The following is a 26,218-nucleotide window of genomic DNA, read 5'->3' as shown; positions in this document are numbered from 1 at the left end:
TACCGGATCTTTACCGCGCCTGACAAAGATCAGCCCGGCCCCAAGGAATCCGATGCCTGACGACCTGCGCCGCAACCCTTGAACCGTCCAGGGAGAATTCGGGTTCCGCGCTGATGTCGTTGAATCCGTACTTGGAGATGATCATGAACAGTGCCGAGCCGACCCCTACGAGCATGTGGGTACGGAGCCCGGCCGACTTCTGATGTATCTCCCGTTCGATTCCGATGGCCGTGGAAAGTACGAAGGCCATGACCAAATGGATGAGGTAGTGGAACTCGGGCAGCATGTTGCTCCTTGACTCAATTATGAGAGCGCGTTCAAATCGCCAATTTTGCAAATCGTTGGCGTCTTGTTTACCTTCTAGCCTTTCCAGCGTGGCTATGCGGTGTAAAAATGAAAGCGCGTTCATCTTGTGTGTGATTTATATCATGCCCTGTCGCCGGCGTCGCTGCCGCGGCCCTGATCACCCTGCCCCCACCCGTTTGGAGACACTATGAAGCGTCGAATCGTTCTGCTTGGTGCCCTGCTCAGCGCCGGCTCCCTACTGACCACAGCCTGCACGCCCCCCGGTCAAGCGTCGGGTTCCCCTAACGAGTCCCTCATCATTTACAGCAACTCGGTTTCGGATGGCCGTGGCGACTGGCTCAAGAAGGAGGCCGCGGCTGCGGGCTTCAAGCTTGATTTCGTCGATCTGGGCGGCGGAGACGTAATGAACCGCCTGACGGCGGAGAAGAACAACCCGGTGGCTGACGTGACGTTCGGCCTGAACAATGTGTATTTCGAGAAGCTCAAGGCACAGAACGTGCTTGAGCCCTACTCCCCGGCTTGGGCGGGCGAGGTCGATGGCTCTTTGGGTGACCAGACCGGCAAGCAGTTCTGGCCGATCGTGAGCGAACCGATCATGCTCGTCTACAACAAGGCTGCCTACGCCACACCTGCTGCCGCCCCGCAGGATTGGACCGACCTTTGGACCAAGGACCAGTTCAAAGGCAAGTACGAGGTGCAAACCTCCCTGGGAGGTGCCACCACACAGATGGTGCTTGCCGGCATCCTGGGCCGCTATGCCGACCCCAGCGGCGAGCTCGGGGTCAGCGCCGAGGGATGGAATCAGGTGAAGGCCTACTTCGCCAACGGGAACCGTGCCGTCAAGGGCGAGGATCTGTACTCCCGCATGAAGAAGTCCCAGGTGGACGCCGGCCAGATGTGGCTCGCCGGTAAGGCCAGCCGTGAAAAGCAGTACGGCATCCAGACGGAGGCGGCGAAGCCGAGCATTGGCGTTCCCTTCGCCGTACAGCAGGTTGGCCTGGTCAAAGGCACGAAGAAGGCCGAAACCGCCAAGAAGTTCATCGACTGGTTCGGTTCCGCCGATGTCCAGGCCAAGTGGTCCAAGCAGTTCTTCACCGCTCCTGTAAACAGCAAGGCCGCTGCTGCGGCCGATGCCCAGGCCATCGAACAGACCGCCGAGTTCAAGAAGCAGGACATCGACTGGACCTTGGTCGGGAAAAACATCGACAAGTGGGTCGAAAAGATCGAGCTTGAGTACTTGAAGGGCTAGTGGAAATGATCACGTTTGAGAATGTAGAGATCCGTTTCGGCGATTTTGTTGCGCTGCCGGAGTACCAGCTCACGGTGGAAGAAGGCGAGTTTTTCACCCTCCTCGGCCCTTCGGGCTGCGGCAAGTCCACAGCGCTTCGGGTGCTGGCCGGCTTCATCCAGCCCAGCCGCGGCGACATCCGTATCGGCGGCAAGCGTGTCACTCACCTCCCCAGCCACCGCCGCGAAATCGGGATGGTCTTCCAGAGCTACGCCCTGTTTCCCACCCTGTCGGTATGGGAGAACATCGCCTTCGGCCTCAAAGTCGCGAGAGTTTCCAAGGCCGAGACCGCAGAGCGCGTCCATGAAATCGCCCGCGAGGTGAATCTCAGCGACGAACAGCTGGCCAAGAGTGTCACGGACCTTTCCGGCGGCCAGCAACAGCGTGTTGCGATCGCCCGCGCCCTCGTGCTGCGCCCCAAGATTCTGTTACTGGATGAACCTTTGTCCAACCTCGATGCCAAGCTCCGCCACCAACTGCGGGCCCAGCTCAAGGATCTGCAGCAGCAGTTCGGTATCACGACCGTCTACGTCACCCATGACCAGGACGAGGCTCTGACGATGAGCGACCGCATTGCCGTGATGAACAACGGCCGGATCGAGCAGGTGGGAACGCCTCAGGAGGTGTACACACGGTCCGCGACCGAGTTTGTGTGTAATTTTGTGGGCGACGCCAACAAGCTCTCTCCCGCAACCGTTGAAGCATTGAAGCGCGATGGCGGGATCCACCTTGATCCGGCCAGGCCAGCCTATGTGCGGATCGAAAAGGTCAGAATCGAGACGCCCGCTGCCGCCGCCTCGGCAAAGGTGCCCGCTCTCGCGGGCCGGGTCAGTTCGCGCCAATATCACGGCGTCTACAGCAGCTACCGGGTCGAGACGGAACGCGGAATGTTCCGGGGGATCCTGCAGGAGGATGGCACCGGGGGCTTCCAGCCAGGAGATTCAGTGCGGGTGCTGGTTACTCCCTCCGATGTCCTTCAGTACGAGGGTGCCTCGTGAACGGCTCGGTGAAGCAGCTGCTTCGCTCCCCGCTGTTCCTGATCGTGGGCGCGGTGCTGCTGTGGTTTTCCGTAACCTTCCTGATCTACCCGAACGTCCGGCTTCTTGGAACAGTTTTCATGCCCGAGGGGCAGTTTTCCTTCGAAGCTATCCGGCGGCTGACATCCTCCCAGCGCGCGATGGAGTCCCTGCGCAACAGCTTCGTTCTTGCGGTCGTGCTCTCGGTAACCGTCAACGCTGTCGGGATCTTCATCGTCCTGGCCACGCAGTATTTTGACATCAAAGGTGCCCGCATCCTGTGGCTGGGCTACGCCAGCACGCTGATCTACGGCGGCATCGTGTTAGTGGCGGGCTATAAGTTCATTTACGGAGACAGTGGTTTCGTTACCCGACTGCTGCTGAACGTGTTCCCGGGCATGAATGCCGGCTGGTTCACCGGCATGTTTGCCGTGGTGTTTGTCATGACGTTTGCCTGCACCGGAAACCATCTTCTGTTTCTCGGCAACGCGCTGGCAAAAGTGGATTTCCAGACTATCGAAGCCGCCCGAATGATGGGCGCTTCGAGTTGGAACGTGCTGGGCCGCATAGTCCTGCCGACGCTGATGCCGATGGTGTATGCCATCACAATCCTGACTTTCCTGGGTGGGCTGGGTGCACTGGCCGCCCTCAGGTACTCGGGGGTGAGGACTTCCAGACCGTCACGCCCATGATTTTGTCGTTCGCCAATGCTCCGTCATCGCGGGATCTTGCCGCAGCCCTTGCCATCGTCCTGGGCCTATCCACTATCGTGCTGCTGGCTGTGATGAACCGCCTGGAGAAAGGCGGAACCTACTTCAGCGTGTCCAAAGTTCCAGCGTCCATGCAGAAGCAAAAAATTGAAAACCCGATTGCTAATGTTGTGGTGCACGCGGTGGCATATGCTCTCTTCGCCGTCTACGCACTCCCGCCGGTCCTGATCGTCATCTTCTCCTTCACCGATGCCGCATCGATCCAGAGCGCCAGCCTGAATCCGGGCAGCTTCACCTTGGACAACTACCTCCGCGTTTTCACCGACTACTCGGCACTGTGGCCGTTCATGGTGAGCGTCGGCTACAGTGCCGTCGCAACAGTTGTTGTTGTCTTCGGGCTGTTATTCGTCGCCCGCCTCGTGCAGAATTTCCGTAACCCGGTCACAGTTGCCGTCGAATACATCCTGCATATTCCCTGGATCCTGCCCTCAACCATGGTGGCGCTTGGACTGATGGTCACCTTCGACCACTCCGAATGGCTGGTGGGCAACACTGTCCTAACCGGAACGCTGGCAATCCTCGCCATTGCGTACGTGATAGGCAAGATCCCGTTTACACTGCGGATGCTAAAGGCAGCCTTCGCCGCGGTACCGGATCAGCTGGAAGAGGCGGCAGCGATTCTAGGAGCCGGTTCCTTCACCACCTTCCGGCGGATCCTTTTGCCGATCGTCGCACCCACGGCGGCGGCCGTGGCTGCCCTGAATTTCAACCACCTGCTCGACGACTACGATACGGCTGTCTTCCTGGCACACCCCCTGTACCAGCCGCTGGGCATCGTCATCAAGAACGCCACCAACGATGACACCCTGTCGGACACCACCGCCCTGACCTTCGTCTACACCGTGATCCTCATGGCCATCACCGGCGTCACCATGTGCCTCGTCTACGGACGGGGCGCGGGCCGTAAACGGTCCCGCCGTCGGACCCCGCCACGAGCAGCAGTGCCGGTCCCGCCCCCGACAAGCCAGATAGCCGCCCCCGAACCCCCCGAACTGGCCACCGCCGGCACCGGGAACAAGCAGGAGAGATAGAAAATGTTTGGACACCCCCGATTTGCTCAACAGAACGCCCCGCTCAATGCCGCCTTCGCGCGTGCACGCCCACTCGTGGCCGTGCACCGCGGCACAGGACTCGGCACCATCGCCGAGAACACCCAGCAGGCCGTGGAGGCAGCCCTGCGGCAAGGTGCGGAAATGGTGGAGATCGACGTCGTGGAGTCCACAGATGGAGAGTTCTTCCTATTCCACGACGGCTGCGAGGAAATGCAGCTTGGCATCCAGGAGAACATCAGGACGCTGGACAGCAAGACGATCCGAGCCCTGGAGTACCGTTGGCGCTCCACGGGGACCAGTGAGGCATATCGGGTGGCAACGCTCGAAGAGGTGCTGAGTCAAAACCGTCATGCCCTCTTTAACATTGACCGCTCCTGGTGGTACTGGGAACGGCTTCTGCCTTATCTGGACGACTATGACGTGCTGGGCCGGGCCGTATTGAAATCCCCTGTGGACCGGGAAGCACTGGAGTTACTGGCAGCCCACCATGTGAAGTACGCCTTCGCGCCAATGGTCCGATCCCATGAAGACGTCCTGCGAGTGCTGGAATATACGGAGATCAACACCGTTGGCTTGGAGCTCCTGGCAGAAGGCCCGGACCACGAGTTTGCCTCCACGGATTATGTGGCATGGCTTCATTCGCGGGGGCTGTTCGCCCTGGTGAACGCCATAAACCTCAACGACAGGGTTCCCCTGTTCTGCGGCTGGGACGACGAGATGTCCGTGCTTGGAGACCCGGATTCAGGATGGGGCCGCCTTGTAGGACTAGGAGCGGACATCATCCAGACCGACTGGCCGGGGCTGCTGGTTCCATACCGAAATGCCGTGCTCGACGGCGCGTCGGCCCGCGCATTGGCCAGCCAGTAGAGTTATGGCTGTGACTGAGCTGGGGCCCCCCAAGGGACGTAACGGAGGATCACCGCTGGGCGTGCGGATGGACGACGTCGCCCAGCTTGCCCAGGTGTCCCGGGCCACAGTATCCCGGGTGTTGATGGGGCATTCCTCTGTTTCTCCCAAGACGCAGGAAAAGGTCAACCGGGCCTTGCGGGAATTAGGCTACGTGCCCAACATGATTGCCAGCGGGCTGGCCGCCAAGGGCTCGGACCTCGTGGGCCTGCTGCTGCGGGATCCCAGGAACCCCGCATACGGGTTGCTCCACAGCGAGATCCAGAACGAAGCCAGCCGGGCCGGCCTTCAGCTGATCACTGTCGTCCCCACGGCAACGCAGGGTGCTGACGACGAGTTGACCGGCCTGCGGCGCCTCCTGGGCCTGCGGGTCGGAGGCCTCATGGTGTCCACAGGTGTTATCAAGGCTCACGATCTCGAACCGTTCCTCGACTCGGTGCCGGTGGTGTCTGTCGGGCGGATGGAGGAGCATCCGGGCATTTACGGAGTCTCCTATGACGAAGACACTAATGGTGCCATCCTGGCCGACCGTGTGGCTGCCGCGGGTCACCGCTCGGTCGCGGTGGTGGTTCCCGCATTCTCCCTCTCCACTGCCGAGAACCGCCGGGGCCTGTCCATGGCAGCGCACCTGCGCGGGCGCGGGATAGAGGTCCACCAGCTCGACACGGATCTCTTTGGCTCCTCAGTGGACGGTTGTGAGGACATCGTCCGGCTGGCAGGCGAGGGGCGGATCACCGCAGCCATGTTCCCCTCGGACACCCGGGCCATCTCCTTCATGCCGTTCGCAAAAGCGGCGGGGCTGCGCATCCCCGAGGATCTGTCCATCACAGGGTGTGACGGCATCTTGATGGGCGCCGATCAGATCGGGATCGCGACGCTAAGAATTCCGGTGCATGATGTGGCGGTCCGGGGCACAGCGGTAATGGCCGAGCTGATCAAGAACCGCAGCTCGGCCACCATTGAACATGAGCGCTTCGCCGGAGTATTCGTCCCGGGCCGTAGCTTGGCAGCACCTCGAGCGATCAACGAAACCCGGGTTCTCTAAGGCGCAGGACAGAGTGCTGCATCCCCGTTTTGGCATCGGGGACAACTACTGAAGGCTGGCCACCAGCCGTCCCTATTTTTACGAGAAGCGGTAGAACCGGACCCCGTGCGGTGGCACCGCACACTGCAGAACGCCGCCAGGCAAACCGCTGGCAGGCGAAACACTGCCAGAGGCCGCGGTCCCGGGCCGCGCGTCTTCCCTGGACCACGCCTCCACAGCGGACCAGGCATCCCACGAAGCCCTCTCGCCAAGGCCCAGATCGCCCAGGGGAAAAGCCGCTTCCAAGGTCTCTCCCCCGGTGTTGAACACCGCGGCGAACCTGTCCGCCGTCGTCGTGCTCTCGGCTGCCCAGAGCACCAGATCCCCGTCGCGGAGGAGCTCGCGGTTGTTGCGGCTTGCCTTGGGGACGTCCAGGAGGTCCGCATTGGTGAGGAGCTCCAGGGTTTCAGGCGGCGAGGACGGGAGGTCGCAGCCCAGCATGAGCGGCGAGCGGGCCATGCACCACAGCGTCATCATGGTTCGCTGCTCGTCAGCGGTAAGGCGGGTGAGTCGTTCCGGGCCGCGTTCCGCGCGGTGGGCAATCCTGCCCAGCGGCAGCATGTCCGCGTCCGCCCAGGTCCCCGGCCGCTGGTGCGGCGCCCAGCGCGCCAGGCGCGCGAACTGGGCTTCGACGTCGTCCCAGTTGTCCCAGAGGTCGTCCGAGACACGCCACATCTGGGCATTGGAACGGAGTCGCTCCAGGTGCGCCAGGGACAGCACGCGTCCGGGCGAGAGGCTGAGGACCATGTCCCGGCCGGACTTGCCGATGGCGTCCTGGTAGGCGGCAATTTCCGAGGTGAAGTACGGCCCCAGCATGTCGTCCGCCTTGACGAAGTCCACGCCCCACTCCGCGAACAGTGCCAGCTGCGAATCCTAGTATGCCTGCGCCCCCGGGTGGTTGTGGTCCAGGCCGTAGTTGTCGGTGTTCCAGTCGCAGACAGACGTTGTGTCCGCGACCTGATCCGCCGTGCCAGCGGGCCGAAGCCCTTCCCGTCCGCGGCCGAGGGAAGGCGGTTCACGGCCGGCAGCTGGCGGCCGAACCCATCCAAAACAAGGGCGGCGCCGGGGTTGTAACCGCCCGCTTTGGCGGCAGGTTCGCACCACTGGATATCGACGACGACGGTGTCCCAGCCGTGCGGGGCGAGGTGGGCGGCCATGAATTCGGCGTTGGCGAGGACGTCGTCCTCCGTGACAGTGGTGCCGAAACAGTCCCAGCTGTTGCAGCCCAGGGGATGGGTTTGCGCTAGCAACATCCATACAACGTTATAGAAGGCCGGACCCTAAAGGAACCCCTGGCTCCAACGGTGCTTAGCGTGCTTCGACGACGGCCTTCAGCTCCCGGAGCTGGGCGACCTCGGCCGGCATGGTCTTGGCGACCAGTCCGTCGAGGACCTTTATGCGGCCTGTGAGATTGAGGTCAAGGACGAAACGGACGGCGTTGCTGCCGCCCGCTTCGTTCAGGATGTATTGGCCTTGGGCCGGGCCGGACCCGCAATCACTCCAAAGCCAAGCAGGTGCCCGTGCTCCGCGACGGTGGAGCAACCTCTACATCTGCATGTTGGCGAGCTCGTAGATCTCGAGTCTGAACTTACCGCCGCCTTCGGACAGGAACGGGTGGCCGTCCGCGAGGGCCTTCGCACCATCAAGGTTTTCGGCCTCCACGATCGAGTAGCCGTTCAGGTCGGAGGCTTCCGCTACGGATCCGTCGTCCACCAGCGAGGTACTGGCAGCGAAGGGCGAACCGGCGTCCAGCAATGCCGGGCCCAGCTTCTCCATCCAGGCGCCCCACGCAGCCATCTGTTCCGCGGACTGCTCCGGCGTGAACTGGTCCATCGGCGTGGCCGGTCCTTTGTAGATGTAAATGAACTTGCTCATGACTTGTCCTTCCGTTGTGTGTTTTCCTGGGTGGCTTGCGGCCGGTCCCCTTCGAGAAGGGATTTCAGCTTCGCGAGATCGTTGCGCATGGCGCGGCGCATCATAGGGGCCATCACAAGGCTAATGACGGCGGGGAAGCCAGCCGGCGAGCCGGTGTTGCGCAGGGTCATCCGGGTGGAATCGCCGCCGGCCTCCTCCCATGTGTAGCTCGTCTGCATGGGGAACGGCCCATTGGCCGTGCGCATGACCAGCTTCCTGCCGGGGTCAAGTTCGGTGAATTCGTAGATGTAGTCCAAGGTCTTCCCGAGGAACTGAGCCCTGAACGCCACTTTGGAGCCCACGGCCACAACCGGATCCGATTCCCACCTGACGGCCTTGATGTTCGAATACCAGGCCGGAGCGTTTTCCGGATTGGCGGCGTAGGCTGCCACCACCCCGCATGGTCGGTTGATTTCAATCGCCGTCACTACGTCAACCATGCCTGCCACCTCCGCTCGTGCCCCGAGGACCTAGAGTCCTGCAACCTGCCGGCCGGTGAAGGCAATCAGGCGTTCCATGCTTGCTGCCGATTCGTCAGCCAGCGTTTCCTCGGCGAAGCTCTTGCCGCGCATCTGCGGGCTGATGGTGTTCCGGGCGAGGCCCAGGACGTAGTCGGACAGGACCGGCGACACGGTGAGCTCCTGCCCGGTGGCCCTGGCGAAGTCCCAGGCATGGACCAGCAGTTCCAGGTTCAGGATGTTGGCGACCATGGTTGCCGGCAGTTCGGCGAAGCCCATGTCCAGGGTTCCTTCCGTGCCGCGGACGCGGAATGCCTCCAGCGTGGACTGCGCGGCGTCGGCGATTCGAGTCTCCGGCGTGGCATCCGGCCGGTCTGGGACGGTCACGCCGAGCGCGTTGCCGATTGATGCGATCGAGCCAAAGAGGTGGCCCAGGAGGGCCTCAACCGTGAAGTCCTCACAGGGTGTCGCTGCACCCAGGTCTGAATCCTTGAGTCCCCGAAGGATGCGCTGGGCAACCGCCAGGGCGGCCTCGGCGCTGGAGAGTTCATCGATGGGGTCCGGGGCTGCATCCCACTCGTCGGGGCCCGCATCTCCGTTGGTAGCGAGCAGGACGAGCCGCTCGAGGAAGTGGTTCCAGCCCTGGGCATGGGCCGCCTCCTGCTGCTCGGTCAGTCCCTCGTGAATCAGCTGGACCGTGGTTCCGCCCTCGACAGCCTCCAGGTTCACGGTGACGGTCGACGCTCCCGGCGGCAGTCCGGCGTCACCCTCCCATCCCCATGTGTAGACGATGCGCTTGCCAGGCTCGATTTCGGTGAAGCTTCCCATCGCCGAGTGCCCGGGGTGATGGTCCAGCGGTAGTCCCCGCCCACGCGAAGATCCACCCTCGCGGCTACAGCCTTCCAGCGCCGGAGCCGTTCCGGCTGCGTGATGAGCGCGAAGGCGGCGTCCGGATCAACCGGGATGAATACTGTCTTGTTGAATGTCATCAGATATTCCCTTGAGTTGTTTGCTGGCCCAGCCGGCCGGCATCGGCCACCAGCAGGTCCAGTTCGGTTGTCCAGAAGGCCTCGAATTGTTCACGCAGCCGGACCATCCCGGCGCCGTCCAGGCGGTAGAACCTGTTCCGGCCGTCTTTCCGGGCGGTTACGAGCCCCACTTGCGAGAGAAGCAGCAGATGTTGGGAAATGGCCGACCTGCTGACCGGAAAGTGGCCGGACAGCTCAGTGACCGACTTCTCGCCCTCCGCCAGGAGCCGAAGCAGCGCCCGCCTGTTGGGCTCCGTTGCGACTTCCAGAAGATCGGGCACAGAAAATACGTTAGTCATCACTAACGCATTAAGCAAGGGCTGGCGGAACGCAAAAGGGCGGCGGCAACCAAGCAAGTTGCCGCCGCCCCGATATGCGGTTACGCCACCGCCGCGGGCTCGTTGACCTTCAAGGGTTCAATCTTGCCCATGACGAACAGGTAGTTGGCGGCACCCACGAGGGAAACGGCTCCAATGACCGCCAGCGGGGCCACGAACGATCCGGTCTGGTCAACCAGCACGCCGATCAGGATCGGAGTGAAGATGCCCGCCAGGTTCGAGGCGAAGTTCTGCAGTCCGCCGATGGAGCCGACATGCTTGGAACTCGGCGCCACATCGGCAGGCAGTGACCAGATGCCGGTCGCCGCAACAGTGAGGCTGGAGTAGGCGACGGACAGGAGCGCCAGGGCCATCCAGGCTTCCGGAACGAGGGCGGCGAACATAATGACGGAGCCGCCTGCGAGGCCGCCGGCGATGGCGGTCTTGCGGACCTTGGTGACGGATGCCCCGGCCCGGACTGCGCGGTCGGCCAGGTACCCGCCCAGCCAGCCGCACAGCACCGCGCAGATACCGGGGATGGCACCGAAGAAACCCAGCTTGAGCAGGTCGAATCCGCGTTCCTTGACGAGGTAGCTCGGGAAGAAGGTAATGAAGAAGTAGATGGCGCTGTTCAGGCAGAAGAAGCCGAACATCATGCTGAGGATGGTGCGGTACTTGAAGAGTGAGCGCCAGGGCAGCTTCGCGGCATTGGCGTCGTCGCTGCCTTCGCCGCGGGCACCGCCCTCCTCGATATAAGCCACTTCGGCGGCGTTGGCGCTGGGGTGCTCCTGGGGGCTCCGGTACACCTTCCACCAGACGGCGGCCCAGATAAGGCCGGCGACGCCAATGATGATGAACACTGCATGCCATGAGGTCAGCGCCACAATCAGGGTAACGATGGGCAGCGCGATCACGGCCCCCACGCGGGAACCCGAGTCCCAGATGCTGGTGGCGAACGCCCGTTCACGGACCGGGAACCAGGTGGCCACCACCTTGGCTGCGGTGCTGGGCGCGGGACTTTCGCCTACCCCAGGAGGAAGCGGGCTGCAAACAGGGACCAGAAGCTCGTCGCGGCGGCGGTAACCATCGTGAAGATGGACCACCAGACCGCCGCCAGCGAGAACGACCTGCGCGGCCCGACTTTGTCCACGTACCAGCCGGCCGCCAGCTGGCAGAAATCGTAGGCCCAGAAGAAGGCAGCAAAGATGAGTCCCTGCTGGGTGGCGGTCATCTCGAAGTCCTTGCCCATGAAGGGCAAGGCAACGCTGAGGCTGGAGCGGTCCAGGTAGTTGATGCTCAGCCCGATAAAGGCCAGCCAAATAATGACCCAGCGTTTCCGGGTCATGGTTCGGGGATTTTTGAGGGATGACGTGCTGGCGACTTTACTTCCGAGCGCAGTCATGTGGTCTCCTTCGACGTAAACATGGCTTCAGGCGCCTATGGCGCCGGGGAAGACACCGAAGATATCGATGCCAAATCATATAGGAATCTGGTTAATCATATAGAAAAAGTGATCCAGATCAAGCCCCACTCAAAAAATCGCCTGCAGCAGCGCCCCCACGTCCGGTGGAATATGATTCCCCCAGCGACTCCAACCCGAACAACACACCCAACCAGCACTAAGAGGTCAGCGCGTGCCCCCACGTCAGTCTTCCGATATCTCCCGAGGCAAAGCCGCCGTCAGCGATGTGTATTCGTCGATGCGCGCCTCCATCCTCGAAGGCGAAATCGCGCCCGGCACCCGGATCAACATCGACGCCGTTTCGCGCAGCCTGGGCGTTTCCCAGACGCCGGTGCGTGAGGTGCTGCAGCGGCTGGAGGGCGACAACCTGGTGGTCTACAACCCCGGCAGGGGCTATAGCACCACGCCCCTGCTGGACTTGGCCGAACTGCGCTCCCTCTTTGAATTCCGGCTGCTGGTGGAGCCCTGGGCGGCGCGCTCTGCAGCCGTCGACCGGCTGGCCAACCCGTCAGCCGCCCTTGAGAAAGAAATTGCGGCGTTCCGCGGCGCCATGAAGTCCGACGGCGACCTGCGGCAGGATCTGGTGGCCCATGACACCCGGTTCCACGACACAATCCTGGCCGCCGCCGGCAACACCGTGGTCCGCCACGCTTTTGCGCAGACGCACTGCCACCTGCACACCTTCCGCCTCTACCCGGCCGACGTCGACGGTGCCATTACCGTCGCGGAGCACTCGGAGGTCCGCGAGGCGATCAAGGCCTGCCAGCCGGAACAGGCCGAAGCGGCCATGGCGGAGCACATCCGGAACTCCTTTGCCCGTTTCGCCCAGGCCTTCGAAGGCCACGCGGACCTCGCGCCGCTGCAGGACAGCGGCCAACCCAGGCGGCACATCGTGCATTAGACCCAAGCCCCGGCCCCACGGCCGGGGCTCTTTTTTCGACCGGGGCTTGATCTGGATCACGGTTCCTATATGATTACTGAAATTCATATAGGAAATCATGCAAACCCTCCAGTTCAATTCGAGAGAAGAGATCCATGCCTTCCATCACTTCCATCACCACCCAGGACGTCCGCTTTCCCACGTCCCTGGAACTCGATGGGTCCGACGCGGTCAACGTTGACCCCGACTACTCCGCCGCCTACGTCGTCATCCGCACCGATGCGGGTGATGAAGGCCATGGCTTTGTGTTCAGCTGCGGCCGCGGCAACGAAATCCTCACGGCGGCCATCAACTCCTATGCGGGGCTTCTGCAGGGTCGGGACATCGACGAACTGATCTACGACCTGGGTAACGCCTCCAAACGCCTCATCCACGACTCGCAGCTCCGCTGGCTCGGCCCGGAAAAGGGCGTCACCCAGATGGCGGCCGGCGCCCTGGTCAGCGCCCTCTGGGACATCCGCGCCCGCCGCGAGAACAAGCCGCTCTGGCTGCTCCTGAGCGAAATGTCCCCGGAAGAGATCGTGGACGTCGTGGACTTCACCCACATCCGCGATGCCCTCAACCCCCGGCAGGCACTGGACATCCTCCGCGCCGGCCAGGACGGCAAGGCCGCCCGCATAGCCGCCCTCCGGGCGGACGGCTACCCTGCATACACCACCTCGCCCGGCTGGCTGGGATACAGCGACGAGAAACTGGTCCGGCTAAGCAAGGAGGCGGCCGCAGACGGCTTTTCCATGATCAAGCTCAAGGTGGGCGGCGCCATCGCCGACGACCGCCGCCGCATGGCCCTTGCCCGGCAGGCAGTGGGCGATCTTCCCATCGCGATTGACGCCAACCAGCGCTGGGAGGTGTCCGAGGCGATCGAATGGGTCAACGCGCTTGCCGAATTCAAGCCGTACTGGATTGAGGAACCCACCAGCACCGATGACATCCTGGGCCATGCGGACATCCGGAAGGGAATCTCGCCGGTGCGCGTTGCTACCGGCGAAGCCGTGGCCAGCCGCATCGTGTTCAAGCAGCTCCTCCAGGCAGGCGCCATCGACGTCCTCCAGCTCGATTCCACCCGGGTGGGCGGGGTCAACGAGAACATCGCCAACCTACTGCTCGCCGCCAAGTTCGGCGTCCCGGTCTGCCCGCATGCCGGCGGCGTGGGTCTCTGCGAGCTTGTACAGCACTTCTCCTTCTTCGATTACGCCGCCATCACGGGAAGCCAGGACGGCCGCATGATCGAATATGTGGACCATCTCCACGAACATTTCGCCGAACCTGTCCGGATCGTCGAAGGACGCTATGCCGCCCCGGAACGCCCGGGCACAGGGGCCGAAATGCTCAGCGCCTCCCGGACTCGCTGGGAATTCCCCTCCGGCGCGGGTTGGCTTGAAGTGGGCAACCGTGCCGCCGTGACCGGCGCCAGCCTTGCTCCCGCGGGAGCCTTCCGATGAACACCACCTCAGGCGAACTGAACGCATCCGTCGAGGCCGCCCACGCAGCCTTCGAAAAGGCCCGCCTGGAAAGTCCGGGAACACGGGCAGCCTGGCTTGAAGCGATAGCCGGCGGCCTGGAAGACGACGCCGGGGCCCTTGTTGGGACCGCGGCCGGGGAAACCCATCTCGCCGTGCCCCGCCTCCAGGGCGAGCTGAAGCGCACCGTCTTCCAGCTCCGGCTTTTCGCCGACGAGATCCGCCGCGGCGAGCACTTTGACGCGACGATCGACCATGAGGATGCCGCCTGGGGCATGGGGCCGCGGCCGGACCTTCGCCGCTACAACGTCCCGCTCGGCGTGGCCGGGGTCTTCGGGGCCTCCAACTTCCCCTTCGCCTTCAGCGTGATGGGCGGCGACTCCGCGTCGGCGCTGGCGGCCGGCTGCGCCGTCGTCCACAAGGCGCACGACGGCCATCGGGAACTCGCGGTCCGCACCGCAGAAACTGTGACCGCCGCGCTCGCGGCGGCCGGGGCGCCGTCGGGCCTTTTCTCCCTGGTCACCGGCCGCCAGGCGGCAGAAGCGCTGGTTGACCACCCCTTGGTGAAGGCCATCGGGTTCACGGGTTCGACGGCGGGAGGCCGGGCATTGTTCGACCGCGCCGCCGCGCGGCCGGAGCCGATACCGTTCTTCGGCGAGCTGGGCGGGATCAACGCCGTTTTCGTCACCGGAAACGCCTGGGCCTCCCGACGGGAGGAGATCCTCAGCGGCTATGCCGGCTCCTTCACCCTCGGCATGGGGCAGTTCTGCACCAAGCCCGGCGTGCTGTTCATTCCGGCTGGTCTGACTGACGAGGTCCGGGCCACCCTGCAAACGGCCCTCGCGGACTTTGCCCCGGCCGAGCTGCTGAGTGTACGCCTGCACGAAGGGTTCCGGGAGGCCGTGGACACCCTTAGGGACACGGCAGGCGTGCAGGTACTGGTTGACGGCGACTTCGCCGATGCGCCGGCACCCACCGTCCTGCTGACGACATCCGATGCGGTTCGCCGGGATCCCGGCCCCCTCCGCCAGGAGATGTTCGGTCCGGCCAGCCTGGTGGTGCAGTACAGCGACGAATCCGAACTCGCTGCCCTTGCCGGGCTCCTGGAGGGCCAGCTGACCACCACACTGCAGGCGGAACCCGAGGACGACGTCGCCGAGCTTGCCGGCAGGCTCGCAGATATCAGCGGACGGCTGCTTTGGAACGGCTGGCCCACCGGCGTCACCGTCAGTTACGCCCAGCACCACGGCGGGCCGTACCCGGCCACGACGTCGGGCACCACCTCCGTGGGGACGGCCGCCATCCGCCGGTTCCTGCGGCCGGTGGCCTTCCAGTCCTTCCCTGCGCCGCGCCTTCCGGAGCCGCTGCAGGATGCGAACCCGTGGAACGTCCCCCAAAGGGTGGACGGCATCTGGCAGCATCCGTCGGCCGGCCGGCTGGAGGGCGAGCTGTGACCGCGCTGCCGGCTTCGGTCGCGTCGGTTCTGCCGGAAGACGCCGCGAACGCCGTTCTCATCGGCCGCCTCTGGGACGTGGAAACCTCCGGCCCCCGGGTCGTCGCCGTGCAGGGCGAGGACGTGTTCGACCTGCAGCACCTTGCCGGTACGGTCTCGGAGCTGCTGGAACGGGCGGAACCGGCGGCGGACGTGCGTTCCGCCATGACCGCGGCGCGCTGGAAGACCGCGGACGTCGTCAGTGCGTCCCTGGCGCAGGAGACGGCTCGTCCGCACCTGCTGGCGCCCGTTGACCTCCAGGTCATCAAAGCCTGCGGGGTGACGTTCGTTGATAGCATGATTGAGCGCGTCATCGAGGAGCGCTGCGGCGGAGATGCCGGCAGGGCCAGCGAAATGCGTGAACTTGTGGGCAGGGCCCTCGGCGGCAGCATCGGCGACGTGCGGCCGGGTTCCCCCGAGGCCGCCGAGGCCAAGAGGGTGCTGATCGCCGAAGGACTGTGGTCGCAGTACCTGGAGGTGGGCATTGGCCCCGACCCCGAGGTCTTCACCAAGGCGCCAGTGCTCTCGTCCGTCGGCCTCGGCGCAGGCATCGGAATCCCATCGTTCTCCTCCTGGAACAACCCTGAACCGGAGCTGGTGCTGATCGCCACGTCCACGGGCAGGGTTGTGGGAGCCACGCTCGGCAACGACGTGAACCTCCGCGACGTTGAAGGGCGAAGTGCCCTGCTCCTGGGCAAGGCAAAGGACAACAACGCCTCCAGCGCGCTGGGGCCCCTGATCCGGCTGTTCGACGACGCGTTCACGCTCGAAACCCTGCGGCAGGAAGAGATCCTACTCCGGGTGGAGGGCGCGGACGGGTACCAGCTGGAGGGCCGGAACACTGTCGCCCGGATCAGCCGTCCGTTCGAGGAGCTGGTGGCGGCGACGTTCGGCAAGCACCACCAGTACCCGGACGGGTTCGCTCTGTTCACGGGTACGCTGTTCGCGCCCACACAGGACCGTGACGTGCCGGGGCAGGGGTTCACCCACAGGATGGGGGACGTGGTCACCATCCGCAGCCGCCATCTTGGTGCCTTGGTCAATACAGTGGGCGCTGCGGAGGAACTGCCGCCATGGCGCTTCGGGCTGCAGCAGCTGTTCCGTTACCTCGCAGCGCAGGAGCACGCGACGGCGGGCCTCAGCTAAGGCGCGGTCAGCTGAACAGGCCTTCGCCGATGAAGCCGCCGGGCTTGATGCCCGGCGGCACCGCGGCCAGCGCGGAGCCGGTGTGCTTGAGGTACTCCACCGCCAGCGTGTCCTGCTTGGCCATTGCCATCTGCATGGGCACGTAGTGCGTGCGCGGATCCCTGACGAAGGCGATGAAGAACAGGCCGGCGTCGAGGTGCCCCAGGCCGTCGGAACCGTCCGTGTAGTTGTACCCTCGCCGCAGCATCCTGACGCCGCCGTTCTGGTCCGCATGGGCCAGACGGACATGCGAATCGATGCCCATCAGGGGTTCGCCGTCCTTCCCCTTGATATTGAAGTCCGGGGCGGTGAATTCCTTGCCGCCGGACAGCGGAGCGCCCTCGGCCTTGGTCCGTCCGATCAGGGCTTCCTGCTCGCCCAGCGATGTGCGGTCCCAGATCTCGATGTGCATCCGGATGCGGCGGGCCACCAGGTAGCTTCCGCCCTGCATCCAGGCTTCGCCCGGCCCGGTGCCGGCCTCCGCCCAGACGTGGTTTTCCAGCAGGTCCGTGTCTTCGGCCTTGAGGTTGTTGGTGCCGTCCTTGAAGCCGAAAAGGTTGCGCGGCGTCTGCTGCGCCCGGGACGTGGAGGCCGTGCGCCCGAAACCCAGCTGGGACCAGCGGACGCGGACCTTCCCGAAGCCCAGCCGGGCCAGGTTGCGGATGGCGTGCACGGCAACCTGGGGGTCGTCGGCGCATGCCTGCACAATGATGTCTCCGCCGCTGCGCCCTGCCTGCAGGTCATCGCCCGGGAAATGCGGCAGGTCGATCAGGGCCTCGGGGCGACGGCCCTCGAGCCCGAACCGTGCCTTCCCGTCCTTTTCGAACAGGCTGGCACCGAAGCCGAAGGTCACGGTGAGTTTTCCGGCGCTGAGGCCCATTGCCTCGCCGGTGTCCTGCGGCGGGGCATCGTAGGAGCCGCCGGCCGCGCCGGTTTCGCCGGTTTCCCGGCCCTGCGTCATGGCCTCCGCAGCGGCAGTCCAGTCCTTGAGGAGCCGGACCAGGTCCTTGCGGTCCTCTGTGATGACATCGAAGGCGGCCATGTGCAGGCGGTCCTGCGCCGCCGTCGTGATTCCAGCCTGGCGTTCCCCGTGGAACGGAACAGTGTCATCGGCCGGCGCCTCGGCGGCAGGCACTGCCGCGAAGACGGCGTCGCGCCCCAGCAGCCCGGCAGCCAGGCCGGCAAGCGCCCCGGCGCCTCCTACGCCGGCGAAGGAGAGCATGCGCCGGCGGGACACGCCGCGCCCGGCCCCCGCATCGCTGGCCGCTCCCCCATTGGCGGCGCCGCCAGCCGAGCCGGCGCCGTCAGCCGAGCCGGCGGCGACGGCGGCCGGGGCGGTGTCCCGCTGGCCGCCGCCCTGCTCGCCGTCCGGGCCGTGGCCGAAAGGGCAGCCCGTCACAGCACTACTGCCGAGGTGAGGTTGGACAACGGCTCTCCGAGCGAATCCACCAGGGCGGCGAGGCGCTGGATCTGCTCCGGGGTCAGCTCGTTGTAGTAGGCAAAGCCGTCGCCCTTGGCGTGGGTCTGCAGTTCGGCCTGCAGCGCGGCGAATTTCGTATCGAGGCTCTTGGCAAGCTCCGGGTCCTTCTGCTCCAGCACCGGCTTGAGGTTTTCGAAGGCGATCCGCGCGCCGTCCACGTTGGCCTGGAAGTCCCAGAGGTCGGTGTGGGACCAGATTTCCTCTTCACCCGTGACTTTGCCGGTGGCTACTTCGTCCAGCAGTTCCTTGGCGCCGTTGCCCAGTTTGTCGGCAGTGAGCTCAACGGTGCGCGTGCGCTTGGCCAGTTCCTCGGTGTCAGCCACCAGTTGGGCGGCCAGCTTTTCACGGTCCGCTGCGCTCAGCGCCTGGAACCCTGCCGGCGGGAAGAGGTCCTTTTCGGCGCGGTGCCAGCCGGTCCATTCCTCGCCCAAGGCAAGGTCGGCCTCGCGGGCGTCCAGCTTGGGATCAAGGTCGCCGAAGGACTCGGCCACCGGCTCGATCCGCTCCCAGTGCATGCGCGTTGCGGCGTAGAGCCCTTGGCGGCGGCAGCATCGCCGGACGCGTAGGCTTCGGCGAACTTCTTGGTGCTGGTCAGCAGTTGCTCCGTCTGGTCCTTGACGTAGGCCAGGTACTGGGCCGTCCCCTGGTCGGTGAGTGCTTTCAGGTCGCTGTCCACCGCGGGCTGGCTGCCGGATTGGGTCACCTCGAAGCCGGACCGGATGCCGTCACCTTCCATGCCGGGCTTGCAGGCGGTGGTGTACTTTCCGGCCGGGACCGTGACCACAAGGTTCCGGGTCAGTCCCGGCCCGATGTTTTCCACCTCGCCCAGGATCCGCAGGCCGTCCTCTGCCAGCAGATAGAACTCGGTGACCTGCCCGCCGTCGTTCTGGACGGCGAAGGTGAGGTTGCCGCTCGTGGCGGACGTCGTGGACACCTTGCAGGCGTCACTGGTGCTGGTGACCTGGATCGGGCCGGCAGACCCGGCGGACGATGACGGCGCAGCGTTGTCCGTGCAGGCAGCCATCGTCAGGGGAAGGACGATGACGGCGGCTGCCGCGGCCAGGCGGCCGGCAGTGCCCCGCCGGTGGCCGGGCGTGCGGGCTGCTGCTGAGTTGTCGGATTTGGGCAGGCTGGGGCTGGGCATGGAGGTGTTCCTTTGGGGGTGCGGGAGTGGGGGTCAGGCCGCCGGGACGGCAGTCCGCGAGGCTGTAATGGCCTGCGATGCGGCGCGGGCGCGGCGGTGGGAACGAAGGTAGAAGAACAACACGGCCGGGACGTACAGCAGCCAGGCCGCTGCTTCCAGCCAGGTGGTGGCGGGCGAGAAATTCAGGGTGCCCTTGAGCACCGTTCCATACCAGGACGACGGCGGGACAGCGGCCGACACGTCGAAGGCCAGGTTGTGGAGGCCGGGGAGGAGTCCGGCTTCCTGGAAGTCGTGGACAGCGTAGGCCAGAACGCCGCCGGCGATCACGATGAGCGCGACGCCGCTCCAGGTGAAGAACGCCCCCAGGTTGATCCTGAGGACCCCCGGTGCAGCAGGAAGCCGAGCACTACGGCGGTGGCCAGTCCCAGCAAGGCTCCGAGCAGCGGTGTTGCCGACTGTCCGGTGGCCTGGGCGGCAGCCCACAGGAACAGCGCAGTTTCGAGGCCTTCCCGGCCCACTGCCAGGGCGGCAACGACGGCCAGCCCCCAGCCGGCGCCACCCGCCGACCTGTCCACCTGCGAGCGGAGTTCGGTGCCAAGCGTCCGGGCGGTGCGGGCCATCCAGAACACCATCCAGGTCACCAGAGCCACCGCGACGACGGAGAGGCTCCCGCCGATGGCTTCCTGCGCCTCGAAGGTGAGCCCGCGCGGGCCGAAGGTGAGCAGCGCCCCGAACCCGACGGACGCGGCAACGGCCACTCCGACGCCAACCCAGAGCCGGGGAAGCAGGTGCTGCCGCCCGGTCTTGAGGAGGTAGGCCATCAGAAGGACGACGACGAGTGTTGCCTCAAGGCCTTCGCGCAGGCCGATTAAATAGTTTGCTGTCATTACGTAGAGCCTCAGATATCGCAGCCAAGGTTAGGCTTGCCTCATAAGAGGATCGCCCAAGGGTGCGAATTAAGCAACTCAAACGTGCGCTAATTGGCCGTACGTTACGTCCGCGTCCTGGTTTCGCCGCGTCCGCAGGGGCCGGTCCTCAGCGCCCGGCCCCGGCCCGGACCGTAGGGGGCTGGGTCCCGGCCCGGTCCTGGCCGCCAATTCCCGCCCCTAAGGGGCCGAGTCCCGGACTTTCAGCTCGAAGCCCGCTTCCACATGAAGCCCCTGGGGCACGGTAGCCACGCCTTCGATCCGGTCGATGAGGAGGTTGACGGACCGCTCCGCGATTTCCGCCATCCCGGGGGACACCGTGGTGAGGGGCGGCGTCGCAAAGCGGGCCTCGTCGATGTCATCAAAGCCAGCCACTGCCACGTCGTCCGGGACCTTGATGCCGCGGATCAGGAGCTCGTGCATGGCACCAAGCGCAATGGCGTCATTGAGGCCAAAGACGGCGTCGAAGCGGACTCCGCTGCCCACCAGGCCGCCGACGGCTGAGGCCCCGCCGTCACGGCGCCACTCGCACGGCACCACCAGGGAGGGATCGAACTCAGACCCTGCGGCCTCCAAGGCCTTCCGGTAGCCGTTCAGGCGAAGGCCGGGGCTGTCGGTGGTGTCCCCTGCCGCCGCGCCGAGGACGGCAATCCGTCGGCGGCCGCCGGCCAGGAGGTGGGCTGTGATCGCCTCGGCGGCCTCGGCGTTTTTCATGGTCACGAGGTCGAAGTGCGGATCCGCGATGTGTTCGCCGAGCATCACGATCGGCTTGCTGCCCTGCTGCGCGGCGATGGTCCCGGCGTCCAGGGCCAGCGGGGTGAACAGCAGCCCGTCCGTCAGCTGGCGGAAGGGGCCCTGGAGTGCGCTCAGTTCATGGCCGGCGGTTGCGCCGGACTGCTCCACCAGGACGCGGTAGCCCCGGCCGGACGCCACCGTCATCAGCCGGGACGCGAGCTCCGCGTAGTAGGGCACGGACAGGTCGGACAGCACCAGCCCAAGCATGCGGGTTTTTCCGGAACGGAGGCTGCGGGCCGTCAGGTTGGCCTCGTACCCCAGCTCGGCGATGGCGTCCAGCACCTTCTGCTTGGTGGCGGGCCGGATGAACTCATAGTCATTGAGCACATTGGACACAGTCTTTAGCGAGACGCCGGCGGCACGCGCAACATCGTTCATGGTCACAGCCACAGGTGACACCCTTTCCCGGTCAATACTTTCAGCTACATCGTTGCAGATGCGTTCCGGTTTTGCCCTGTCCGCAACGTATACAACGTTATAGAATCGCTTCGTTCTGCAGCGTCCGGTTCCAGAGCTCCGAGTCAACAGCCCGCCCACCACTGGCGCCGATCATCAGCAAGGAAAATGCCATGCCATGCGCCTCCTCTTCGCTCTTCCGCTGCCCGGTGTTCGACGGCGCGGCCGATCCTACGGTGATCCACCGGCGCGGCACGGCGGAGTGGTGGATGTTCTACACAGCCCGCCGGGCCACGCTGACCACCGGTGGCGTGGATTGGATCACGGGCACCAGGATCGGGATCGCAGTATCCACGGATGCCGGGGCCAGCTGGCAGTACCGGGGCGTGGTGGAGGGCCTCGATCCGGAAGTAGCCCCAAGCCTGAACACGCACTGGGCGCCGGAAGTGGTGTGGCACGACGGCAGCTACCACATGTTCCTGACGTGGGGCGCCGGCGCACCCGGCACGTGGGCGGAGCAGACCGAGCGCCGCCTGGTGCACTTCACCAGCACGGACCTGGAGCACTGGGAGTTCGAAGCACGGGTGGACGTCGGCTCCGAGAACGTGATCGACGCCGCCTTCGCCGTGGTGGCGGACGGGCGCCCCGACTGTGGTTCAAGGACGAGGTGGACGGTTCCACCACGTGGTCGGCGGTCTGGGAAGAACCGGCCCTCCGGGAAGAAACGGGCGGCGGCAGCGGCAGCACCGCCGTCGGACGCACCGGACGCCCGCTTACGGGTGGCCACTGGCATGCCGAGGGGCAGGTGATCGGGCCGCCCGCCCATGAGGGTCCCAACGTGTTCCGGCTGGGCGGCTGGCACTGGATGGTGGTGGACGAGTGGCGCGGCCAGGCCGTGCACCGCTCGGCGGACGGCCTCGCCTGGGCCCGGCAGGAAACCAACAACGGCCTCATCCTGGACACCCCGGCGCCTGCGCGGACGACGCCACGTACGGGCGGCACGCGGATGTGGTCACCCAGGGCGACCACGCCTACATCTTCTACTTCACGCATCCGGAGTGGCAGGACACCGGGATGGTGAACGGTCTGGACCACCCCGAACGCGCCATCCGGGAACAGCGCACCAGCATCCACGCGGCCCGGCTGCACGTGGAAGGGGACGTCCTGGTCTGCTCTCGCGACCTGGACGCCCCCGTCCACCTCGATCCGGCGCTGTTGGACAGCTAGCTTCCGGCGCCGTGCCTAGCTACCGGCCCCGTCTACGGACAGGCGGATCATGCTCCAGGACACTGCCGGAAGCTCGGCGGTGAGCCGGCCGCCGTCGAGCTTTACACTGACGTTCCCGCCAGGCAGCACCGAGGTGGAGTCATCCGCCGTCGCCTGCCAATACGGGTCCTTGTTCGCGTACGTGACTGCCTCAACAACCTTGGCGTTCCCCAGCCCGGCGACGGCGGCGTCCAGCGTCAGCGCGTCCGTGGCCGAACGGTTGACGGCGAACACCACGGCCTCGCCGGCGTCGGCATCGAAGGTGGCCACGGCGGACAGGGCGGCGAAGTCCGCGGTCTTGCGGCCGCTGAGCAGCGGGGACTCGACGGCGAGCTGCAGCACCGTGCCCTTGGCATGGCGGGACGTCAGGGCAAACGGGTGGAAGGTGGTCTGCTTCCAGGCGCGGCCGCCGGGTTCGGTCATGATCGGGGCAATGACGTTGACCAGCTGCGCCAGGCTGGCGGAGTGGACGCGGTCCGTGTTCCGGAGGAGGGTGACGAGGAGGTCGCCGACGACGACAGCGTCCGCCACCGTGTAGCGGTCCTCCAGCAGGACGGGGGCAACGGGCCAGTCCTTGCCGGTGGGGGCCTTCGACTCGTCGCGGCTCATGTGCCAGACGTTCCACTCGTCGAAGGAGATGTTGACCTGCTTGGCGGACTTCTTGACCGACTTCACGTGGTCGATGTGGGCCACGATGTCCTTGATGAACGCCTCCATCCGGTGGCCGGACGAGAGGTGTTCCTGCAGGTCGCCGAAGTCCTCGAAGTACTGGTGCGCGGAGATCAGGTCCACCAGGTCGTACGTTTCGGTCAGCACCACCCGCTCCCACTTGCCGAACGTGGGCATGCCGGGGGCGGAGCTTCCGCAGGCCACCAGCTCCAGGTCCGGCTCCACCATCCGCATGGCACGGGCGGTGTCAGCCGCCAGCCGGCCGTACTCCGTTGCGTTCTTGTGGCCGATCTGCCAGAAGCCGTCCATCTCGTTGCCGAGGCACCACATCCTGATGCCGTAGCCATTTTCGGCCCCGTTGGCCCTGCGCCGGTCGGAGAAGGCGGTGCCGCCATCGATGTTGCAGTATTCCAGCAGGTCCAGGGCTTCCTGGGTCCCCCGGGTGCCGAGGTTCACCGCCATCATGGGCTCAACGCCGGCCTTGGCGGACCATTTGGCGAACTCGTCCACGCCCACGTGGTTGGGGTCGGTGGAATGCCAGGCGAGGTCAAGGCGCGCCGGCCGCTGCTCCACAGGCCCCACGCCGTCTTCCCAGCGGTAGCCGGAGACGAAGTTGCCGCCCGGGTAGCGGACCGTGGATACACCCAGTTCACGGGTGAGTTCCAGGACGTCGGTCCGGAAGCCGTCCCCGTCGGCCTTCGGGTGGCCCGGCTCGAAGATCCCGGTGTAGACGCAGCGGCCCAGGTGCTCAACGAAGGCGCCGAAGGTGCGGCGCCGGACGGGCCCCACGGTGAAGGCGGGATCAAGGGTGATTTTTGCAGTGGCCTGTTCGGAAGTGCCCACGTAAACGTCCTCGTTTCTAGTTTTCTACAACGTTATAGAACACCATTCTTGATGCAAGAGCCGCCGCAGTCAAGGGAACGCCGTGGACACGCCGGGTCGGGGCGCTGATGGCGTCCGGAACCCGGCTTTCCGGCGGCTAGCCTGTCCGGCCGTTCTGGACGGTCCGAGCTATTGACTTCATCCTGGATGAGGTTCAGCGTGGGGGCCTACACACCACGTCGTTGGTGATATTCGTTCATGGTGGGGGCCACGGAACGTATTCTCTAGGGTCGCTCCTACGCAGCGATCCAGTAATTAACGGCGGGCCGGAAGCCGGTATCCGGCGACTTCTTCAACAAGCCAGCGCGATCGCGCAGCTCTCCCAGACCAGAGCGGGCGCAAGCATGCCCGGAATCGTCGAAGCACCGGCAAACAGGGCTGATTGCGGCTTAATCAACGCCCCGTCCCAACACAACGTATTGATCACTATGAGTCTCCGGCGGAAAACCCGCGGGGGCAGTCAACCTGGGGGAAGACCATGATGTTTAGCAATATTCTTCGGACCAAAGCTGCTGAAGGTCCCGGAACGACCCGTTGGACAGTGGTTGTCTGCGCCGCCGCGCTGACATGCGCCCTACTGTTTGCGGGCCTTCTGTCAACGCCCTCCCCGGCCCATGCCTCGGGTGCGATGGTGGGGCTGGGTACTGCGGCGAATTTCTCGGTTTTGGGTGCTTCGACGGTGACCAATACCGGTCCGACAAACCTTGGCGGGGACCTGGGAGTCAGTCCGGGAACCGCGATCACGGGATTCCCGCCGGGCACCCTGGATGGCACCACCCACTCCGCCGATGTGCAGGCCGGCGCCGCGCATGCGGACCTGCAGGCCGCCTACAATGATGCCGCCGGCCGCACCCCGACCGAGACGGTCGCGGGGGACCTGGTGGGCCGCACCCTCAGCGCCGGAGTCTATAGCTCCGCAAGTTCGCTCGCGCTAAGCGGGACACTGACACTGGATGGTCAGGGCGATCCGGAGGCGGTCTTCATCTTCCAGATGGGATCCATGCTCACCACAGCCTCGGCCAGCCACGTCAAGCTGATCGACGGCGCCCAGTCGTCCCACGTCTTCTGGCAAGTCGGCAGTTCCGCGACTCTGGGCACGGCGTCCTCGATCGCGGGCACGATCATGGCACTCGCATCGATCACGGTGACAACCGGCGTGGCCATTGAAGGCCGTGCGCTGGCACTGAACGGCGCGGTCACCCTGGACAGCAACACCATCACCACCACCCCGGCCTTCGGCCGGCAATTGTAGCTCACCGACTGATCGGCAATTGGAGCTTCTTTTCATTCCAGATTTCATGCTGAATCCATAGTGGCCACGCCAGCGTCAGCGCTGGCGTGGCCACTATGACGGCGGTTGCCGAGGTATCTCTGGCCGGCGATGAAGAAGCCGATGATGGGCCGGATGGACAGCACGGGCATGGCGAACATTGGCCCCACAAGCTTTGTCCTTCGGAGTCCATGAAGGCCCTTAGCGCCAGCGGAACGGTGTACAGGTCCTGGTTCTTGGATGTAGGGCAGGGGCCGAAGAACTCGTTCCAGGTGGAGATGAACGTGAAGATCGCGGTGGTGGCCAGGGCCGGAACGCACAGGGGCAGGATGACCCGCAGGAAGCTCCGGAAGGGTCCGCAGCCGTCGATCTGGGCGGCGTCGTCGAGCTCCTTGGGCAGCGCCTTCATGAACTGGATGCCCCGCCCACGGCTGTCTTTGCCGGCAACGATCTCCAGGCCATGGGCCTGATGAGCGCCGCGTCACTGCGTTCCATCCGGGTTCCGGACCAGCCGAGCGTGGTGGGCTTTGACGACATTGGACAGGCGGCCATGGCGCGGCGAAAAGCCCTCCGTCCGTGGAGCTCGCCACGGAACTCATCGTGCGGAGCTCGACGGTGGCGCCCGCGGGGACCAGCACGCCATAACCGCCCGCCCGGCCCCGAAGGGCTGAGCGGGCGGCAAGGGTGGAACCGCGGCCTTAAGGTCCGCTAG

At 65.2% G+C, this 26,218-nt stretch carries 25 protein-coding genes and 4 pseudogenes; 14 read left to right on the top strand and 15 right to left on the bottom strand.

Annotated features, from left to right (window positions below):
- Positions 1 to 10: 10 nt before the first annotated feature.
- A complete protein-coding gene (locus FCN77_RS26535) occupies positions 11 to 409 on the bottom strand; it encodes an MgtC/SapB family protein (protein WP_254678796.1) in 399 nt (132 codons plus the stop codon).
- Between the two features lie 84 nt (positions 410 to 493).
- On the opposite strand from FCN77_RS26535, the gene FCN77_RS01275 reads away from it, so the two are divergent.
- The 6 genes from FCN77_RS01275 to FCN77_RS01255 are packed head-to-tail and all read left to right on the top strand — an operon-like array spanning position 494 to position 6,383.
- Entirely contained in the window at positions 494 to 1,555 is a 1,062-nt protein-coding gene (locus tag FCN77_RS01275) for an extracellular solute-binding protein (protein WP_137320781.1), read from the top strand.
- A 5-nt stretch (positions 1,556 to 1,560) separates the two neighbouring features.
- On the top strand, positions 1,561 to 2,592 hold the full coding sequence (locus tag FCN77_RS01270; RefSeq protein WP_137320780.1) for an ABC transporter ATP-binding protein: 1,032 nt from the start codon (positions 1,561 to 1,563) through the stop codon (positions 2,590 to 2,592).
- Entirely contained in the window at positions 2,589 to 3,302 is a 714-nt protein-coding gene (locus FCN77_RS27465) for an ABC transporter permease subunit (RefSeq protein WP_368074303.1), read from the top strand. The genes FCN77_RS01270 and FCN77_RS27465 overlap by 4 nt, the downstream gene beginning before the upstream one ends.
- Positions 3,299 to 4,411 carry an ABC transporter permease gene (locus FCN77_RS27460; RefSeq protein ID WP_368074302.1) on the top strand — a complete coding sequence of 371 codons (1,113 nt, stop codon included), beginning with the start codon at positions 3,299 to 3,301 and terminating at the stop codon, positions 4,409 to 4,411. Before FCN77_RS27465 ends, FCN77_RS27460 begins: the two co-directional genes overlap by 4 nt.
- Positions 4,412 to 4,414: 3 nt before the next feature.
- Positions 4,415 to 5,299, top strand: coding sequence for a glycerophosphodiester phosphodiesterase family protein (locus FCN77_RS01260; protein ID WP_137320779.1), 885 nt, complete (start codon positions 4,415 to 4,417; stop codon positions 5,297 to 5,299).
- 10 nt (positions 5,300 to 5,309) lie between these two features.
- On the top strand, positions 5,310 to 6,383 hold the full coding sequence (locus tag FCN77_RS01255; RefSeq protein ID WP_175417100.1) for a LacI family DNA-binding transcriptional regulator: 1,074 nt from the start codon (positions 5,310 to 5,312) through the stop codon (positions 6,381 to 6,383).
- Positions 6,384 to 6,461: 78 nt separating this feature from the next.
- Here the strand turns inward: FCN77_RS01255 and FCN77_RS01250 are convergent, their stop codons facing one another.
- The 8 genes and pseudogenes from FCN77_RS01250 to FCN77_RS01220 form a co-directional block, all read right to left on the bottom strand.
- Positions 6,462 to 7,262 carry a hypothetical protein gene (locus tag FCN77_RS01250; RefSeq protein ID WP_254678795.1) on the bottom strand — a complete coding sequence of 267 codons (801 nt, stop codon included), beginning with the start codon at positions 7,260 to 7,262 and terminating at the stop codon, positions 6,462 to 6,464.
- 468 nt (positions 7,263 to 7,730) lie between these two features.
- Positions 7,731 to 7,964, bottom strand: coding sequence for a hypothetical protein (locus FCN77_RS01245; RefSeq protein WP_137320777.1), 234 nt, complete (start codon positions 7,962 to 7,964; stop codon positions 7,731 to 7,733).
- Positions 7,965 to 7,967: 3 nt separating this feature from the next.
- Positions 7,968 to 8,297 (bottom strand): YciI family protein, encoded by a 330-nt coding sequence (locus FCN77_RS01240; protein WP_137320776.1) that lies wholly within the window; start codon positions 8,295 to 8,297, stop codon positions 7,968 to 7,970.
- Positions 8,294 to 8,776, bottom strand: coding sequence for an SRPBCC family protein (locus FCN77_RS01235; protein WP_137320775.1), 483 nt, complete (start codon positions 8,774 to 8,776; stop codon positions 8,294 to 8,296). Before FCN77_RS01235 ends, FCN77_RS01240 begins: the two co-directional genes overlap by 4 nt.
- Before the next feature lie 30 nt (positions 8,777 to 8,806).
- Positions 8,807 to 9,274, bottom strand: a complete 468-nt coding sequence (locus FCN77_RS26530) for a TIGR03086 family metal-binding protein (RefSeq protein ID WP_254679076.1) — start codon at positions 9,272 to 9,274, stop codon at positions 8,807 to 8,809.
- 192 nt (positions 9,275 to 9,466) lie between these two features.
- Positions 9,467 to 9,783: pseudogene (locus FCN77_RS26525) on the bottom strand (SRPBCC domain-containing protein); the annotation flags it as partial.
- Positions 9,783 to 10,121, bottom strand: a complete 339-nt coding sequence (locus tag FCN77_RS01225; protein ID WP_137320774.1) for a helix-turn-helix transcriptional regulator — start codon at positions 10,119 to 10,121, stop codon at positions 9,783 to 9,785. The gene FCN77_RS01225 and the pseudogene FCN77_RS26525, both read right to left, overlap by 1 nt.
- Positions 10,122 to 10,201: 80 nt before the next feature.
- Positions 10,202 to 11,388 (bottom strand): annotated as a pseudogene (locus FCN77_RS01220) (MFS transporter).
- 385 nt (positions 11,389 to 11,773) lie between these two features.
- Here FCN77_RS01220 and FCN77_RS01215 point away from each other — a divergent pair.
- The 4 genes from FCN77_RS01215 (at position 11,774) to FCN77_RS01200 (ending at position 16,639) form a co-directional block, all read left to right on the top strand.
- Positions 11,774 to 12,502, top strand: a complete 729-nt coding sequence (locus FCN77_RS01215) for a GntR family transcriptional regulator (RefSeq protein ID WP_137320773.1) — start codon at positions 11,774 to 11,776, stop codon at positions 12,500 to 12,502.
- 134 nt (positions 12,503 to 12,636) lie between these two features.
- Complete coding sequence (locus FCN77_RS01210; RefSeq protein WP_137320772.1) at positions 12,637 to 13,983, top strand: L-fuconate dehydratase; 1,347 nt, start codon at positions 12,637 to 12,639, stop codon at positions 13,981 to 13,983.
- Positions 13,980 to 15,455: an aldehyde dehydrogenase (NADP(+)) gene (locus tag FCN77_RS01205; RefSeq protein WP_137320771.1), complete on the top strand. Its 1,476-nt coding sequence runs from the start codon at positions 13,980 to 13,982 to the stop codon at positions 15,453 to 15,455. Before FCN77_RS01210 ends, FCN77_RS01205 begins: the two co-directional genes overlap by 4 nt.
- A 5-nt stretch (positions 15,456 to 15,460) precedes the next feature.
- The gene (locus FCN77_RS01200) at positions 15,461 to 16,639 is read left to right on the top strand and encodes a fumarylacetoacetate hydrolase family protein (protein ID WP_175417405.1); all 1,179 of its coding nucleotides are present in this window, start codon (positions 15,461 to 15,463) and stop codon (positions 16,637 to 16,639) included.
- A 7-nt stretch (positions 16,640 to 16,646) separates the two neighbouring features.
- On the opposite strand, the gene efeB is transcribed toward FCN77_RS01200, so the two are convergent.
- The 4 genes and pseudogenes from efeB to FCN77_RS01180 all read right to left on the bottom strand — a co-directional run bounded on the left by efeB (position 16,647) and on the right by FCN77_RS01180 (position 21,413).
- The gene (gene efeB / locus FCN77_RS01195) at positions 16,647 to 17,900 is read right to left on the bottom strand and encodes an iron uptake transporter deferrochelatase/peroxidase subunit (RefSeq protein WP_137324586.1); all 1,254 of its coding nucleotides are present in this window, start codon (positions 17,898 to 17,900) and stop codon (positions 16,647 to 16,649) included.
- 173 nt (positions 17,901 to 18,073) lie between these two features.
- Positions 18,074 to 19,182 (bottom strand): annotated as a pseudogene (efeO, locus tag FCN77_RS01190) (iron uptake system protein EfeO).
- Between the two features lie 153 nt (positions 19,183 to 19,335).
- Positions 19,336 to 20,189: pseudogene (gene efeU, locus FCN77_RS01185) on the bottom strand (iron uptake transporter permease EfeU).
- A gap of 219 nt (positions 20,190 to 20,408) precedes the next feature.
- Complete coding sequence (locus FCN77_RS01180) at positions 20,409 to 21,413, bottom strand: LacI family DNA-binding transcriptional regulator (RefSeq protein ID WP_137320769.1); 1,005 nt, start codon at positions 21,411 to 21,413, stop codon at positions 20,409 to 20,411.
- Positions 21,414 to 21,592: 179 nt separating this feature from the next.
- Here FCN77_RS01180 and FCN77_RS01175 point away from each other — a divergent pair, with 179 nt between their 5' ends.
- Complete coding sequence (locus FCN77_RS01175) at positions 21,593 to 22,228, top strand: hypothetical protein (RefSeq protein WP_137320768.1); 636 nt, start codon at positions 21,593 to 21,595, stop codon at positions 22,226 to 22,228.
- A gap of 70 nt (positions 22,229 to 22,298) precedes the next feature.
- Positions 22,299 to 22,646: a hypothetical protein gene (locus tag FCN77_RS01170; RefSeq protein ID WP_137320767.1), complete on the top strand. Its 348-nt coding sequence runs from the start codon at positions 22,299 to 22,301 to the stop codon at positions 22,644 to 22,646.
- A 15-nt stretch (positions 22,647 to 22,661) separates the two neighbouring features.
- Here the strand turns inward: FCN77_RS01170 and FCN77_RS01165 are convergent, their stop codons facing one another.
- Positions 22,662 to 24,197 (bottom strand): alpha-N-arabinofuranosidase, encoded by a 1,536-nt coding sequence (locus FCN77_RS01165; protein ID WP_137320766.1) that lies wholly within the window; start codon positions 24,195 to 24,197, stop codon positions 22,662 to 22,664.
- A gap of 718 nt (positions 24,198 to 24,915) precedes the next feature.
- Between FCN77_RS01165 and FCN77_RS01160 the strand changes: the two genes are divergently transcribed.
- Positions 24,916 to 25,488 carry an ice-binding family protein gene (locus tag FCN77_RS01160; RefSeq protein ID WP_254678794.1) on the top strand — a complete coding sequence of 191 codons (573 nt, stop codon included), beginning with the start codon at positions 24,916 to 24,918 and terminating at the stop codon, positions 25,486 to 25,488.
- Position 25,489: 1 nt separating this feature from the next.
- Here the strand turns inward: FCN77_RS01160 and FCN77_RS01155 are convergent, their stop codons facing one another.
- Complete coding sequence (locus FCN77_RS01155; RefSeq protein ID WP_254678793.1) at positions 25,490 to 25,915, bottom strand: ABC transporter permease subunit; 426 nt, start codon at positions 25,913 to 25,915, stop codon at positions 25,490 to 25,492.
- On the opposite strand from FCN77_RS01155, the gene FCN77_RS01150 reads away from it, so the two are divergent.
- Positions 25,877 to 26,218 carry a substrate-binding domain-containing protein gene (locus tag FCN77_RS01150; RefSeq protein WP_175417404.1) on the top strand — a complete coding sequence of 114 codons (342 nt, stop codon included), beginning with the start codon at positions 25,877 to 25,879 and terminating at the stop codon, positions 26,216 to 26,218. The two genes, FCN77_RS01155 and FCN77_RS01150, sit on opposite strands and share 39 nt — an antisense overlap.

Source organism: Arthrobacter sp. 24S4-2 (assembly GCF_005280255.1).
In the GTDB taxonomy this organism is placed as follows: domain Bacteria; phylum Actinomycetota; class Actinomycetes; order Actinomycetales; family Micrococcaceae; genus Arthrobacter.
This window is presented reverse-complemented; position numbering and strand designations above follow the sequence as displayed.

Coding starts and splice junctions, on each gene's coding strand:
- FCN77_RS01240 (WP_137320776.1), bottom strand. CDS start 8,297: ATGAGCAAGTTCATTTACATCTACAAAGGACCGGCCACGCCGATGGAC.
- FCN77_RS01275 (WP_137320781.1), top strand. CDS start 494: ATGAAGCGTCGAATCGTTCTGCTTGGTGCCCTGCTCAGCGCCGGCTCC.
- FCN77_RS01270 (WP_137320780.1), top strand. CDS start 1,561: ATGATCACGTTTGAGAATGTAGAGATCCGTTTCGGCGATTTTGTTGCG.
- FCN77_RS01260 (WP_137320779.1), top strand. CDS start 4,415: ATGTTTGGACACCCCCGATTTGCTCAACAGAACGCCCCGCTCAATGCC.
- efeB (WP_137324586.1), bottom strand. CDS start 17,900: ATGCTCTCCTTCGCCGGCGTAGGAGGCGCCGGGGCGCTTGCCGGCCTG.
- FCN77_RS01235 (WP_137320775.1), bottom strand. CDS start 8,776: ATGGTTGACGTAGTGACGGCGATTGAAATCAACCGACCATGCGGGGTG.
- FCN77_RS01175 (WP_137320768.1), top strand. CDS start 21,593: ATGCCATGCGCCTCCTCTTCGCTCTTCCGCTGCCCGGTGTTCGACGGC.
- FCN77_RS01225 (WP_137320774.1), bottom strand. CDS start 10,121: ATGACTAACGTATTTTCTGTGCCCGATCTTCTGGAAGTCGCAACGGAG.
- FCN77_RS01210 (WP_137320772.1), top strand. CDS start 12,637: ATGCCTTCCATCACTTCCATCACCACCCAGGACGTCCGCTTTCCCACG.
- FCN77_RS27460 (WP_368074302.1), top strand. CDS start 3,299: ATGATTTTGTCGTTCGCCAATGCTCCGTCATCGCGGGATCTTGCCGCA.
- FCN77_RS26535 (WP_254678796.1), bottom strand. CDS start 409: ATGAACGCGCTTTCATTTTTACACCGCATAGCCACGCTGGAAAGGCTA.
- FCN77_RS01205 (WP_137320771.1), top strand. CDS start 13,980: ATGAACACCACCTCAGGCGAACTGAACGCATCCGTCGAGGCCGCCCAC.
- FCN77_RS01155 (WP_254678793.1), bottom strand. CDS start 25,915: ATGAAGGCGCTGCCCAAGGAGCTCGACGACGCCGCCCAGATCGACGGC.